The sequence below is a fragment of the Methanomicrobium sp. genome, from assembly GCF_055145805.1.
This window is the reverse complement of record NZ_JBSREC010000064.1, coordinates 1-13,179: the sequence shown is the minus strand read 5'-3', so window position 1 is coordinate 13,179 and position 13,179 is coordinate 1. Positions and strand designations below refer to the sequence as shown.

General features: G+C 44.9%; 18 protein-coding genes and 2 tRNA genes. All 20 read left to right on the top strand.

What is annotated here, in order from left to right:
• Nucleotides 1-864, top strand: an 864-nt coding sequence (locus ACTB1O_RS06180; protein ID WP_462994265.1) for a deoxyhypusine synthase, incomplete at its 5' end; no start/stop codon positions are given.
• Nucleotides 865-1,093: 229 nt separating this feature from the next.
• Nucleotides 1,094-1,177, top strand: a tRNA-Ser gene (locus ACTB1O_RS06175).
• A gap of 32 nt (nt 1,178-1,209) precedes the next feature.
• Nucleotides 1,210-1,659, top strand: coding sequence for a 30S ribosomal protein S13 (locus ACTB1O_RS06170; protein WP_462994264.1), 450 nt, complete (start codon nt 1,210-1,212; stop codon nt 1,657-1,659).
• A gap of 12 nt (nt 1,660-1,671) precedes the next feature.
• Nucleotides 1,672-2,220, top strand: coding sequence for a 30S ribosomal protein S4 (locus ACTB1O_RS06165; RefSeq protein WP_462994263.1), 549 nt, complete (start codon nt 1,672-1,674; stop codon nt 2,218-2,220).
• Nucleotides 2,220-2,609 (top strand): 30S ribosomal protein S11, encoded by a 390-nt coding sequence (locus ACTB1O_RS06160; protein ID WP_462994262.1) that lies wholly within the window; start codon nt 2,220-2,222, stop codon nt 2,607-2,609. Before ACTB1O_RS06165 ends, ACTB1O_RS06160 begins: the two co-directional genes overlap by 1 nt.
• Nucleotides 2,610-2,612: 3 nt before the next feature.
• Nucleotides 2,613-3,434 carry a DNA-directed RNA polymerase subunit D gene (locus ACTB1O_RS06155; RefSeq protein WP_462994261.1) on the top strand — a complete coding sequence of 274 codons (822 nt, stop codon included), beginning with the start codon at nt 2,613-2,615 and terminating at the stop codon, nt 3,432-3,434.
• A gap of 2 nt (nt 3,435-3,436) precedes the next feature.
• Entirely contained in the window at nt 3,437-3,799 is a 363-nt protein-coding gene (locus ACTB1O_RS06150) for a 50S ribosomal protein L18e (RefSeq protein ID WP_462994260.1), read from the top strand.
• Between the two features lie 5 nt (nt 3,800-3,804).
• Nucleotides 3,805-4,227, top strand: a complete 423-nt coding sequence (locus ACTB1O_RS06145; RefSeq protein WP_462994259.1) for a 50S ribosomal protein L13 — start codon at nt 3,805-3,807, stop codon at nt 4,225-4,227.
• A gap of 14 nt (nt 4,228-4,241) precedes the next feature.
• Nucleotides 4,242-4,643 (top strand): 30S ribosomal protein S9, encoded by a 402-nt coding sequence (locus tag ACTB1O_RS06140; RefSeq protein WP_462994258.1) that lies wholly within the window; start codon nt 4,242-4,244, stop codon nt 4,641-4,643.
• Between the two features lie 29 nt (nt 4,644-4,672).
• Nucleotides 4,673-4,861, top strand: coding sequence for a DNA-directed RNA polymerase subunit N (locus ACTB1O_RS06135; protein WP_462994257.1), 189 nt, complete (start codon nt 4,673-4,675; stop codon nt 4,859-4,861).
• An 8-nt stretch (nt 4,862-4,869) separates the two neighbouring features.
• A tRNA-Pro gene (locus ACTB1O_RS06130) sits at nt 4,870-4,942 on the top strand.
• A 45-nt stretch (nt 4,943-4,987) separates the two neighbouring features.
• Nucleotides 4,988-5,155, top strand: a complete 168-nt coding sequence (locus ACTB1O_RS06125; RefSeq protein WP_462994256.1) for a DNA-directed RNA polymerase subunit K — start codon at nt 4,988-4,990, stop codon at nt 5,153-5,155.
• A gap of 20 nt (nt 5,156-5,175) precedes the next feature.
• Nucleotides 5,176-5,784, top strand: a complete 609-nt coding sequence (gene rpsB, locus ACTB1O_RS06120) for a 30S ribosomal protein S2 (protein ID WP_462994255.1) — start codon at nt 5,176-5,178, stop codon at nt 5,782-5,784.
• A 25-nt stretch (nt 5,785-5,809) separates the two neighbouring features.
• Nucleotides 5,810-6,613: an AmmeMemoRadiSam system protein B gene (gene amrB / locus ACTB1O_RS06115; protein ID WP_462994254.1), complete on the top strand. Its 804-nt coding sequence runs from the start codon at nt 5,810-5,812 to the stop codon at nt 6,611-6,613.
• 8 nt (nt 6,614-6,621) lie between these two features.
• Nucleotides 6,622-7,536, top strand: coding sequence for a mevalonate kinase (mvk, locus tag ACTB1O_RS06110; RefSeq protein ID WP_462994253.1), 915 nt, complete (start codon nt 6,622-6,624; stop codon nt 7,534-7,536).
• Nucleotides 7,487-8,254 (top strand): isopentenyl phosphate kinase, encoded by a 768-nt coding sequence (locus tag ACTB1O_RS06105; RefSeq protein ID WP_462994252.1) that lies wholly within the window; start codon nt 7,487-7,489, stop codon nt 8,252-8,254. The genes mvk and ACTB1O_RS06105 overlap by 50 nt, the downstream gene beginning before the upstream one ends.
• A gap of 244 nt (nt 8,255-8,498) precedes the next feature.
• On the top strand, nt 8,499-9,545 hold the full coding sequence (gene fni, locus ACTB1O_RS06100; RefSeq protein ID WP_462994266.1) for a type 2 isopentenyl-diphosphate Delta-isomerase: 1,047 nt from the start codon (nt 8,499-8,501) through the stop codon (nt 9,543-9,545).
• A gap of 121 nt (nt 9,546-9,666) precedes the next feature.
• Entirely contained in the window at nt 9,667-11,013 is a 1,347-nt protein-coding gene (locus ACTB1O_RS06095; protein WP_462994251.1) for an RNase J family beta-CASP ribonuclease, read from the top strand.
• 22 nt (nt 11,014-11,035) lie between these two features.
• A complete protein-coding gene (locus ACTB1O_RS06090) occupies nt 11,036-12,001 on the top strand; it encodes a polyprenyl synthetase family protein (protein ID WP_462994250.1) in 966 nt (321 codons plus the stop codon).
• Nucleotides 12,002-12,004: 3 nt separating this feature from the next.
• Nucleotides 12,005-13,179, top strand: a 1,175-nt coding sequence (locus tag ACTB1O_RS06085) for a glutamate--tRNA ligase (RefSeq protein WP_462994249.1), incomplete at its 3' end; no start/stop codon positions are given.

Below are 13,179 nucleotides of genomic sequence, written 5' to 3'. Positions count from 1 at the left end.
GATGATTCCTGTACTATAATGCTGGGTCTTTCAGGTGCGATGATTCCTGCAGGGATGCAGGAAGTGATCCGCGAACTTGTAAAAAGACGATATGTGGATGTAATTGTATCAACAGGTGCAAATATGTTTCATGATGCATGTGAGCATCTTAATGTTCATCATTACAGGGGGTACCATCATGTCGATGACGCCGAACTTTTCTCAAAAGGGATAGACAGGATATATGATGTCTTTGCCTATGAGGAGCAGTTTAGGGATGTGGACTCTGCAATATCCGGATTTGCGGAAGAGATTTCTCCTTATAACTGTTCTTCGGGGGATTTCACAGAAAGGCTTGGTAAGTGGGTGAAGGATAAAAATCCGAAAGGCAGATCGGTTTTATCTGCATGTGCGGATGCGGGTGTTCCTGTTTTTATTCCTGCGCTGTGTGATTCATCAATTGGAATCGGTCTTTTAATGGCAAGAAGAAAGGGTGTTGATATCTCGGTTGACCAGATTGCTGATGTCGACGAAATAACAAAGATTGTGGAATCTTCTGAGAGAACTGGTGTTATATATATCGGCGGCGGCGTTCCAAAGAATTTCATCCAGCAGACACAGGTTGTTGCATCTATTCACAACGCCGGAAAAAAAGGACATCATTATGCTATACAATATACAACCGATTCGCCACACTGGGGAGGTCTTTCGGGATGTACATTTGAGGAAGCTATCAGCTGGGGAAAGGAGACGACTGACTGCTGCAATGTCCAGTGCTTCTGTGACGCAACTATATCACTTCCTGTTGTTGTCTCGGGACTTGTTTCAAAAAATTTAATCCGGAAAAATATTCCTGACATCAGGCAGATGATAAATAAATTATGAGAGCCAATACATATGTGGAATATCAGGCATGTGGATTGTTAAAAAAATAAAAAAACAGCCTGCATAAAAAAAACAACCGGTATTATCAATTCTTTTTAATTTCCAACATGGAGAAATATACTCCCAAACCACAACCCTTAATATCCATTCCTGCTTATCTATATAAGCAACATTCATGGAGCAACACAATCATTGGTGTTGCGAGTGTCGAAAGATGCGAGATTACTCTGTTGAGGTCGCCAAGCCAGGCATGGCGCGGGGTTGCTAACCCCGTGTCCCTTGGGACTCAGGGGTTCAAATCCCCTCCTCAACGCTTCTGAGCAAATCTCACTGTGAGGCTATTGAATGGAAGAAAAAGAGATTAAATACTTTGTTAGGATTGAAAACGCCGATCTTGACGGTACTAAAGCAGTCCAGATTGCTCTGACAGGACTTCCGGGTATAGGAATGCACACCGCTGTAATCATCGCGAAGATGGCTGGTGTGGATCCCCGTGCAACACTCGGTTTCCTTGACGAAGAACCTGTCCAGCGTATACGCGATTTCATTGCGACATACAAAGACAGTGTTCCTGCCTGGATGCTTAACCGTCAGATGGATGTTTACACAGGTGAAGCAAAACAGCTACTTGGTTCAGATCTCAGCATGGCGATTGATGAAGATATCAACCGCATGAGGAAGATCCGATGTTACCGTGGTATACGCCACGAAACAGGCCAGAAAGTACGTGGTCAGCGCACCAAGTCCACAGGCAGACGCGGAAGTACAGTCGGCGTCAGCAGGAAGAAGAAGTGAACGGTGGTATAAATGGTATATCCGGGTAAAAATCACAAATCATATGAAACGCCAAAAAGGCGTTTCGAAAAGTCCCGTATTGAAGAGGAGAACCGCCTCGTAATTGAGTTTGGTCTCCGTAACAAAAGGGAACTTTGGAAAGCCCAGAGTACGCTCAGACGTTACCGCCGTGGAGCAAGAGATCTTCTCGCTTTAAAGTCAACGTCAGCAAATGACGTTCTTTTAGCAAGAAAAGAAGAAGAGCTTCTTGGTCATCTTGCACGTTACGGACTTCTGGGAGACAATGCGGGCGTCGGTGACGTTCTCGCAATGAAGACTGAGACAGAGCTTGAACGCCGTCTTCAGACTCTTGTGTACAGAAAGGGACTTGCACGCTCACCAAAGCAGGCACGTCAGCTTATTACACACGGACATATCTCGGTAGAGGGAAGAAAGGTAAGTATTCCCGGATACCGCGTAAGAAAATCCGAAGAGTCTTCAATTCAATATTACGGCACATCTCCGTTGAATAACGAAGCTCATCCTGAGCTTGGTCGTATCATTTCAGGAGGCAGGACATAATGGCAGACGATAGATGGGGCGTTGCTCATATCTATGCTTCATTTAACAACACTGTGATAACAGTCACAGATCTTTCCGGCGCAGAGACTGTAACAAAGTCAAGCGGTGGAATGGTTGTTAAGCAGGCACGCAATGAAAGTTCCCCATATGCCGCAATGCAGATGGCTCAGAACATAGCCCAGGCAGTAAGAGACAAGGGTTTTGTCGGTCTTCATGTAAAGGTGCGTGCACCGGGCAGGGGAAAACAGCGTAGTCCTGGTCCCGGAGCACAGGCCGCAATTCGTGCACTTGCCCGTGCAGGTGTCCGTATTGGACGTATTGAGGATGTAACGCCCGTTCCACACGACAGCATCCGTGCTAAGGGTGGAAGAAGGGGAAGGAGAGTCTGATTGATGGATATTGCATTCAGCAGACTTGAGAGCTGTGTGGCAAAATTTGTTATTTCCGATACAAATTCGGGATTTGCAAATTCTTTCCGCAGGACGATGATTGGTGAGGTGCCAAAACTGGCAATCGAAGATGTGATGATATATGATAATAACAGTGCACTCTTTGATGAGATCCTTACACATCGCTTAGGTCTTATCCCGCTCAGGACAAACCTTTCAGAATACAAACAGAAGTCCGAGTGCTCCTGCGAAGGCAAGGGGTGCTCAGTATGTGAATCAATATATACACTCAGTGTCGAAGGTCCATGTCTGGTCAAATCCAGTGATTTACTTGCACAGAATCCGGAAGCATCACCGGTAAGTCCCGATATTCCTATTGTAAAACTGGAAGAGGGACAGAAAGTGGTTCTGGAAGCTCATGCGGAGTTAAACACCGGTCTTGCACATGCAAAATGGCAGCCAACACTCGCCTGCGGCTACAAAGCATATCCTGTTATCACTATTGATGACAATTGCGATGCCTGTGGTGCCTGTGTTGAGCAATGCCCGCGCAATGTTCTTAAGCTGAGCAAGAAGTCCGTTGAAGTAATCGACGGAATGCCTGAATTCTGCACTATGTGCAGGCTCTGTGTAAAAGCATGTATGGCAAGCGGAATTGAAAAGTCTGCAATTCACATAGAACCTGACACTTCAAAGTTCATCTTTGTCGTGGAAAGCGACGGTTCGATGGATGTAAAAGAGATTATCATAAGAGGACTTTCCAATCTGAAAGGTAAATCCGAAAGTCTGGTGGATGTATTAGCCAATATTTCTGGAGCGATCTAAAAATGAAGAGAGCTGCAAAGACAAATCCGCGCTATAGTGCTCTGGTTTCAATGCTTAAGGAAGCATCAAGGACAAATGAAGCAGGCGTATGGCGTGAGATTGCAAAGAGACTGGAAACCCCCAGCAACAACTTCGCAGAAGTTAACCTGAGCAAAATAAACAGATATGCCCGTGACGGTGAAACTGTTATTGTGCCTGGTAAGGTTCTTGGAAGTGGCATTCTGGAAGCTGGTGTCAGTGTCGCCGCACTGAATTTCAGTGACTCCGCTGCAACAAAAATAAAAGATGCAAACGGAAACTGTATGACAATTGAAGACCTCGTAAAGAACAACCCCGAGGGTAAAAAAGTCAGAGTTCTGAGGTGAAGGAAATGGTAACCGTAATAGATGGAACAGACCTTCGTCTCGGAAGGCTTGCAAGTGTTGTCGCAAAAAGAACTCTTCAGGGAGAGGAAATTGCAATTATTAATGCAGATTTAGTAGTAATCTCCGGTTCCAAGAAGAGTGTCTTTGAAGATTATGACATAACACGCAAGCGCGGTTCAAGAGAAGGCGGACCGTTCTACCCAAGAAGACCTGAACACATTGTAAAACGTACAATCAGGGGTATGCTTCCATACAAGAGACAGCGCGGTGCAGATGCACTGAAGCTTGTCAGGGCATATGTCGGTGTCCCCGTACAGTTTGCAGATGCAGAGGTTGAAGTAATCGAATCTGCTCATATTGACGGTCTTGCAACACCCAAGTATGTAACAATCGGTGCAATCAGCAAAAACCTGGGAGCAAAGTTCTAAGGGGGTTATGAAATATGTCTAAAGTTGTGAATACAAGTGGTAAGAGAAAGACAGCAATTGCCCGTGCAACTCTTAAGGAAGGTAACGGACGTGTCCGTATAAACTCCGTTCCTCTTGAGATCTACGGAACAGAGCTTTCGCGCATGAAGATTTCAGAGCCTCTTCTCTTAGTCCCCGGTATCCTTGACGGCGTTGATGCAAGCATTGACGTTAATGGCGGAGGATACATGGGTCAGGCAGAGGCTGTAAGAACCGCTCTTGCGCGTGGTATTGTTGAATGGCACAATGACCCGAAGATCAAAGACGCATTTCTTGTCTATGACAGGACACTTGTTGTCAATGATTCTCGTCAGAAAGAAGCTAAAAAGCCGCATGGCCGCGGAGCAAGAGCCAAATTTCAGAAGTCTTATCGTTAGACTTGTTAAAAATATAAGGGAGAGATCAAATGATACCAGTCCGGTGCTTCACATGTGGAAAAGTTGTTTCTACTGAATGGGAAGAGTTTAAGAGACGCAGAGATGCTGGAGAGGATCCAAAAGTGATCCTTGATGATCTCGGACTTGAGCGCTATTGCTGCAGGCGTATGCTGCTCACACATAAGGAGATCATTGACGATCTCAACCCTTACCAATAAATTTCGGAGGGGTCGTGGGGTAGCCTGGAATCCTATGGCGTTCGGGATGCTGTGACCTGAGTTCGAATCTCAGCGACCCCATTTTCCAAAAATTATTGCAGTTGAAAAAAATTTGTGGAGTCATAAATGGAATCATACACCCGATATGAAAGAGCCAGGATTGTAGGAGCACGTTCCCTTCAGATATCTATGGGAGCTCCTGTTCTGGTAAAATGCGATAAGATAGATCCTCTTGAGATCGCAATTGAAGAGTACCAGAAAGGTGTCATACCTATCACCGTTAAAAGAAATTAGTATTTATAGGAGCTGATGTATTGAACGCAAATGAAATTGAAATAGAACTTAACGAATCACTTGTCCCCGTTGAAGAGTACCTTGCTGCAGGTGTACATATCGGGACACAGCAGAAGAGCCAGGATATGAAAAAATTCATCTACCGCGTACGTGGAGATGGTTTATATATTCTAGATATCCAGCAGACTGATGAACGTATCAGAACTGCTTCAGAATTCCTTGCAAAATTTGATCCTGCAAAGGTACTTGTAGTCACCTCCCGTCAGTACGGTCAGTACCCTGCAAAGAAATTTGCGGATGCAATCGGTGGACTGTCAAAAGTAGGACGTTTTATTCCCGGTATGCTTACAAATCAGAGAATCGGACAGTACGTTGAACCTGATGTAATAATTGTAACAGATCCTATCGGTGATTCACAGGCAATCAACGAGGCTGTACAGAGCGGAATTCCTGTAGTTGCATTATGTGATACAAACAACATTACAAAATACATTGATCTTGTAATTCCAACCAATAACAAGGGAAGAAAAGCCCTTAGTATGATTTATTTCCTTCTTACAAGGGAGATTTTAAAATCACGTGGAATTACAACATCACTTGCCCAGGAAGATTTTGAGATAGAATTATAATCTTCTCAGGGGTATAATCACTTTTATGGTGACACGCAGGGCGACTCTCGCAGGGATGTTTTATCCCGACAAACCTGCTTTTTTAAAACAACAGCTGAATGCTTTTTTTGACAATGTTTCTCTGGATTATGCCGGAAACACTCTTGGTATTGTATCTCCCCATGCAGGTATCTCATATTCGGGGCAAACATCCGCATATGCTTATTCATCTGTAAAAAGCGGTTTTTCAGGAACATTTATAGTTGTCGGGCCAAGTCATGCGGGATATCCTGACTGTATGTCCACGCTTTCATGGGAGACTCCTCTTGGTGTTATTGAAAATAACCCTGTTCTTTCAAAGAGGCTCTCGCAGGACATAAAAGTGGACAATTTTGTACATAGTCAGAGTGAAAATTCTCTTGAAGTACAGATGCCGTTTATAAAATACAGATTCCCTCATGCAAAGGTGGTTTCTGTTCTGATGGGAAACCAGAGCCGCACAAATGCACTTGCAATTGCAGAAGCAATATATAATACTGTTTCAGATACAAAATCAGATGTAATAGTTGTTGCATCTTCCGACTTCTCGCACTATATCCCTGAACCACAGGCCCATAAATATGATAAATATGCTATAGATGCGCTTAAAGACCTCAATACGGCAGAATTTTATCGTCGCATATTTGATGAGGGTATAAGCGCGTGCGGGTATGGTCCAATAGCGGCGATGGCGGAGTACTGCAGGATGAAGGGGGCAAAAAAAGGAGTGCTCCTTAATTATTCAACAAGCGGGGATGTCACAAAAGACTACTCTCAGGTAGTCGGTTATGCAGCAATAGCAGTGGAGTAAATATTCATATGGCTACATGGAGTGCACCAGGCAAGGTGTTTTTATTTGGCGAGCATGCGGTGGTTTTCGGAAAACCAGGTCTGGCCATGGCTATAAAACCGAGAGTCTATGTGACAGTCAGAAAATCCCGAAGTCCTCCCCGTGTCAACTCTCCCTATATTGAAGGGTGTTTTGAAGAGACCGGGGTTTCCGGAAGCGTCTACATTCATTCCCAGCTTCCGAGTTCATCGGGTCTGGGTTCGTCTGCTGCTGTTGCAGTTGCAACGCTCTCGGCTATAAATGACGAGTTCAGGCTCGATCTGGCACGATCAGATATAGCATCAATTGCCTATAAAATTGAAAAAAGAGTCCAGAAGGGACGTGCAAGTCCGACAGATACATTTGTATCCGCTTATGGGGGTCTTGTTCTCATAAAGGATGGCAAAAGGAGGAGACTTCCGCCGGAGAACTTCAATATTGTAATCGGCAACACCCTGGTCTCCCATAAGACATCCGAACTTGTGGCAATGGTCGGAGAATTCCGGGCCAGTAATCCGCTTGTTGTTGACCCGATACTTGATGCGATTGAAGCAGTTACGATACGTTCAATGCACAATTTTAACAATTTAAAATTACTGGGCAGGTATATGGATGTCAATCATTCTCTGCTGGAGGCATTAGGGGTAGGTCATCCGGCACTTACGCGGCTTGTACTGGCATCGCGTGAGGCAGGTGCATATGGCGCAAAGATGACCGGAGCCGGCGGAGGAGGATGTATGATAGCACTTTGCCCGAAAAGGTCAAAAAGTAAGGTGGCATCGGCAATTGAGGCGGCAGACGGAAGGGCTCTTATAACAATGATTGATACAGATGGAGCAAGAAGGGAGGACGATAATGGCAGAGCGGATAATCTTAAAACTGGGCGGGAGCGTAATCACCGATAAATCGGGCAGATGCAGTGTGGATAAGGAAAGAATATCTGCCCTTGCACAGGAGATTGCTGCAAGAAAAGATATATTTCCTATAATTGTTCACGGTGCAGGTTCATGCGGCCATCCCGAGGCTAAGGAACATCACCTTGATAAGGGCTTAGATCAAACAAATAAAGCAGGTATATTTATCACTCATCATGCTGTCAGGAAACTGAATGATGCAGTGGTGAATGCGCTTCGTGCCAGTGGAGTGGAGTCAGTTGGAATCCACCCGCTTGATGCATGTACTGCGAAAAACGGACGTCTAATATCATTTGAATGCGGGCCAATAGAACTTCTTGTAAAAAACGGCATTGTACCGGTGCTTCACGGCGATGTCGCCATGGATCAGGAGAAGGGGGCCTGCATTGTATCAGGAGATCAGTTGATCAGTTATCTTGCAGGCCATATCTCTGTTGACAGAATAGGGCTTGCAACTGATGTACCGGGTGTACTAAAGAGCGGTTGTGTGATACCACGTATCAATTCCGTATCCGCCGGGACTATCGATATAAATGAATCAGGGAATCCTGATGTGACCGGTGGAATGAGGGGTAAGATAAACGAGCTTCTCGAACTTGCACAAAAGGGAATTGAATCAAACATATTCCATGTATCAAGAACCGGTGATTTCTTAGACGGGCGCGACCACGGTGGCACGATTGTCACCGGAAAATTGTCCACAGAGTGATATTACTGATAATCAAAAGGTCTTCTGAACTGATGCCTTTTGTTTGATCATAAATTACATGTGGTATATCCGAATAAGGACAAAATATCTGCAAAATCCAATAAGGTCCCGGATGACAGGAATGCCCGGGAAGATATGAGAACCCTGTGTTAAATCTGCAAATAAGCGGATTTCTCAGTAAAAAGGTTTTCATATCGGATCTTTGCGGCAGTCCTTTTACAACAGGGAAAAGGGGTTGGAGAAAATAAAAAAATCAGAATACACATCTTCACGCAAAAGAGAACACCTTGAAATCTGCTGTGATAAGCAGATTGAGGCGGGTCTCCCGGGTTTTGAAGATGTAAAACTGGTGCACAACGCACTGCCTGAATGCGATATGGAATCTATAGATACATCTGTGAGATTCCTTGGGTATAATCTTTCTTCGCCTCTTTTTATTGCAGCAATGACAGGTGGTCATCCTGACACGCTTGAAGTGAACAGACGTCTTGCCTGTGCGGCAGAGCATTTCAATATCGGCATGGGTGTAGGTTCACAGCGTGCAGCGCTTGAAAACCCTGAACTTGAGGGCAGCTTTACGATTGTAAGGGAAGCAGCTCCAAAGGCGTTTTTGTGTGGGAATCTTGGCGCTATACAGCTATGCGATAAAGGTCCCGAATGGGCTGACAAAGCAGTGGAAATGATTGATGCCCAGGCAATATGTATCCATTTAAATCCCCTGCAGGAAGCGATACAGCCTGAAGGTGATCATGATTCAAATGGCTGTCTTAATGCAATAAGAGATCTGTGCCGGTCTTCAAAATATTCAGTTATAGTAAAAGAGACCGGATGCGGGATTTCTAAAGAGGCTGCAAAAAAACTGTGGGGCGCCGGAGTTTCGGCAATTGATGTCGGAGGTCTTGGCGGAACCTCATGGGCTGCTGTGGAAGCAGTAAGGGCAGAAGAAAAAAGCCTTGCAGACACCGGCAGAAAATTTTCAGACTGGGGTATTCCGACAGCAGTATCCTTAATTGAAATTGCAGAAAAAAATAAACCTGTTATCGCAACAGGCGGTCTTCGGAGCGGCATGGATATTGCAAAAGCCCTGGCGCTCGGTGCAGGTCTCGGAGGCATGGCTCTTCCGCTTCTAAAACCCGGCATGAATAGTTACGAGTCTCTGGTGGCAGAGATTGAGAAGATTCAACAAGAGCTTATTGTCTCCATGTATCTTACAGGTTCAGCAAACTGCTGTGACCTTTCAAAGGTTCGCACATACATTACGGGAATAACAAGAGAGATGACAAATCTCTAAAAAAACGTGTTAAAAATGAAATTTTCTCACGTTTTGATGAGAAATCACGAAGTGATTTACATAAAAAATTCAGATGAAACTGGTGTTTCATTTACATAGTAAATATAAGGAGTATTAAAATATGGATGTAGAAATAATAGCCGTTGGCGGTTATAATGAAGTCGGCAGAAACATGACTGCCGTACGCTACGGTAAGGAAATTGTAATATTTGATATGGGTCTGCGACTTGACCGGATTATGATCCACGAGGATGCAGAAGTTGAAAATATGCATTCTCTTGATCTAATCGAGATGCAGGCAATCCCGGACGATACCATCATGAATACGGTGGAAGGCAGTGTAAAGGCAATTGTCTGCACACACGGACACCTTGATCATATCGGAGCAATACCAAAACTTGCGCACAGGTATAATGCACCGATTATCGGGACTCCCTACACTGCAAAATTAATTGAGCAGCAGATTGAAGGTGAGAAGAAGTTCGGAGTTACAAACAAGGTATTTGCCTTAAATTCCGGGAAAAAATACAGATTTGAGATCTCAAAGGATCTGAGCATTGAGCTTGTGAATGTTCAGCATTCGATCATAGATACTGCAATGGCAGTACTTCACACTCCTGAAGGATGTATTGTCTATGCAAACGATTTTAAGCTTGACAGGACTCCTGTTCTGGGAAATCCGCCAGATTTTGCACGTCTTCGTGAACTTGGAAAGGAAGGCGTTATTGCTCTGATTATTGAGAGTACAAATGTAAGACTCCCTGGCAGATGCCCGAGTGAGAGAGTTGCACAGAGACTTGTCCGTGATACAATGACAAGTTTCGAAGATGACAAAAATGCAATGATAGTAAGTACATTCTCATCCCATATCGCTCGTGTAAAGACTATTGCAGAATGTGCACACGAAATTGGAAGAAAACCTGTTCTCCTTGGAAGGTCCATGGAAAGGTATTCCTCAACAGCCGAACAGTTAAAACTTGTCGGCTTTCCCGAGACTCTTTCAATGTTTGGAAACAGAAAGACCGTTGACCGTGCCATGCGTCGTATGATGAAGGAAGGCAAGGAAAAATATCTTCCTATTGTCACAGGACATCAGGGAGAACCCGGAGCTATTCTGACACGTCTTGCTGCAGGAAGTACGCCTTACAGGATTGATAAGGGAGATAAAATTCTCTACAGTGCAAATGTCATTCCGAATCCAATGAACTATGGTCAGAGACATCTTCAGGAAACTTTGTTGAAGATGAAAGGGGCACGTATATTCGAAGGACTTCACGTAAGCGGTCACGCACAGCGTGAGGATCATTACGAGATCATAAATCTCTTAAATCCACAGCATATCGTCCCGTCACACGGAGACATTGATATGACGGGTGAATACGTAAGACTCGCCGCTGAATGTGGATACACTCTTGGCAATGATGTACATCTTTTAAGAAACGGGATGAAAGTCTGCGTAACAAAATAAAAATCTAAAAGGAACAATTCACATGAAACTTGAAGAATATCTGGAATTAGTTGCAGAGGATGTTGACCTTGAGCTTCACCGCCTTTTTGGCTCGGCACCCGGACAGCTAAATAAGGCAAGTGCCCATCTGCTTACAGCCGGAGGGAAGAGGTTAAGGCCGGCAGTTGTCATGCTTGCGGCAGATCTTGTCAAAAAGGGATGTTCACGCGAACTTTTCCCTGCAGCGCTTGCTCTTGAGGTGACACACACCTTCACTCTTGTTCATGATGACATAATGGATGACGATTCGCAGCGCCGCGGTGTGCCTACCGTTCACTGTAAATGGGATATGCCTACTGCAATTCTTGCAGGGGATGTTCTTTACGCAGAAGCATTTGAGCTTGTCACAAGGTCTATTGCTGACAGTCAGGCCAAAGTCCTGAGCGTTGAAATTCTTGCCCGCACCTGTGTTGAAATATGCCAGGGTCAGCATGATGATATGTCATTTGAAGGCCGCGATGATGTTCTGGATTACGAGTACATTGACATGGTCGGGAAAAAGACCGGAAAACTTTACGCAGCATCAGCAGCCATAGGAGGGACTCTCGCCGGTGGCACTATAAAGCAGGTACAGGCGCTTCATGACTGGGGATATTATAGTGGTGTTGCATTCCAGATTCAGGATGACTTAATCGATATGATTGCATCCAGTGAAAAAAGCGGAAAGGACAGGGCATCTGATCTGTCTGAAGGAAAACAGACTATTGTTGCAATAAAGGCCCGTGAAGCAGGCGTTGACCTTTCAAAATACAGAAAGCCGAATCTTACCGGTGAGGAGATTGACGAGGCAATTTCAGCGCTTGAAACAGCAGGTGTCATAGCAGATGTCAGAAAAACAGCACAGGAGTATGTTACCCGTGCAAAGGATATGCTGACTGTCCTCCCTGACTGTGAGGAGAGGCAGCTTCTCAGCGATATTACAGACTATTTTATCAGCAGAGGCTTTTAGAGGATGTCTTTAGATCCAAGAAAATTTTTTCTGACGCATGCTCTTCACAATGCTGTTGAGCACAACAGCGTGCCAAAGGCAGGGACTGTTCTTGGAATGCTTATGGGTAAGCATCCTGAGTTTCGCCCGCAGGCAAAGGAGATGTCTGCAATACTTTCAGAAGTCTTAAAGCAGGTCGAAGCTCTCTCTCCTGAGGAGAGGCTTTCGATGCTAAAGGATATGGCACCTGAACTTCTCACACAGAAAAAAGAGAAGAAAGAGAAGGTAAGAGGTCTGCGTGAACTCAAAAATGTGGGTAAAAACGGCGTTGTAATGCGTTTCGCTCCCAATCCCAGTGGTCCTCTGCATCTTGGCCATGCCCGTGCGGCATATCTTAATGATTATTACGTCCGAAAATACGGCGGACGTTATATCCTCAGAATTGAGGATACAGATCCGAGAAGGGTCGAACCTGAAAACTACGGGCTGTTGCTTGAAGATGTGGAGTGGCTTGACTTAAAAATTTCAGAGACTGTTTATCAGAGCGACAGGTTTGAGATATATTATGAGTATGGCCGAAAACTCCTGGAGATCGGGGGTGCATATGTCTGCACCTGCGATTCAGAAAGTTTCAGGGAGCTTAAGAACAATAAAAAGGCCTGCCCGTGCCGCTCTCATACCATTGAGGAGAATCTCTCCATGTGGGAGGATATGCTTGCAGGTGAATATCCTGAAGGGACAGTCACAGTACGAATTAAGACAGAAACTGACCATCCTGACCCTGCAATGCGTGACTTCTCTGTATTCAGGGTTGTGGACTCTCCGCCGCACCCGAAGATAGACGCGATAGTATATCCGATGATGAATCTCTCGGTTGTTTTGGATGATCATCTGCTTGGAGTTACGCATGTCATCCGGGGAAAGGATCACATAGCAAACACAAGGCGTCAGAAGTACATCTATGATTATCTCGGATGGATACCTCCTGAGTATCATCATTACGGCAGGATGTCTATCGGAGATGTGGTTTTATCAACAACTGCCATCAAAGAGGGCATAAAGTCCGGAGAATATTCCGGGTGGGATGACATTCACCTGGGAACCTTAAAGGCGATTGCAAGAAGGGGAATAAAACCTGAGGCAGTAAGAAATTCCATGATTGATATCGGTGTTGGTCAGACTGATATTAAGTTCTCATG

Bases quoted from the DNA above. Each gene is read 5' to 3' on its own strand.
- ACTB1O_RS06105 (WP_462994252.1), top strand. From the start codon at position 7,487: ATGGCAGAGCGGATAATCTTAAAACTGGGCGGGAGCGTAATCACCGAT.
- ACTB1O_RS06125 (WP_462994256.1), top strand. From the start codon at position 4,988: ATGGAATCATACACCCGATATGAAAGAGCCAGGATTGTAGGAGCACGT.
- ACTB1O_RS06155 (WP_462994261.1), top strand. From the start codon at position 2,613: ATGGATATTGCATTCAGCAGACTTGAGAGCTGTGTGGCAAAATTTGTT.
- ACTB1O_RS06135 (WP_462994257.1), top strand. From the start codon at position 4,673: ATGATACCAGTCCGGTGCTTCACATGTGGAAAAGTTGTTTCTACTGAA.
- mvk (WP_462994253.1), top strand. From the start codon at position 6,622: ATGGCTACATGGAGTGCACCAGGCAAGGTGTTTTTATTTGGCGAGCAT.
- ACTB1O_RS06150 (WP_462994260.1), top strand. From the start codon at position 3,437: ATGAAGAGAGCTGCAAAGACAAATCCGCGCTATAGTGCTCTGGTTTCA.
- ACTB1O_RS06170 (WP_462994264.1), top strand. From the start codon at position 1,210: ATGGAAGAAAAAGAGATTAAATACTTTGTTAGGATTGAAAACGCCGAT.
- ACTB1O_RS06145 (WP_462994259.1), top strand. From the start codon at position 3,805: ATGGTAACCGTAATAGATGGAACAGACCTTCGTCTCGGAAGGCTTGCA.
- ACTB1O_RS06140 (WP_462994258.1), top strand. From the start codon at position 4,242: ATGTCTAAAGTTGTGAATACAAGTGGTAAGAGAAAGACAGCAATTGCC.
- ACTB1O_RS06165 (WP_462994263.1), top strand. From the start codon at position 1,672: ATGGTATATCCGGGTAAAAATCACAAATCATATGAAACGCCAAAAAGG.
- amrB (WP_462994254.1), top strand. From the start codon at position 5,810: ATGGTGACACGCAGGGCGACTCTCGCAGGGATGTTTTATCCCGACAAA.
- ACTB1O_RS06160 (WP_462994262.1), top strand. From the start codon at position 2,220: ATGGCAGACGATAGATGGGGCGTTGCTCATATCTATGCTTCATTTAAC.
- ACTB1O_RS06095 (WP_462994251.1), top strand. From the start codon at position 9,667: ATGGATGTAGAAATAATAGCCGTTGGCGGTTATAATGAAGTCGGCAGA.
- ACTB1O_RS06090 (WP_462994250.1), top strand. From the start codon at position 11,036: ATGAAACTTGAAGAATATCTGGAATTAGTTGCAGAGGATGTTGACCTT.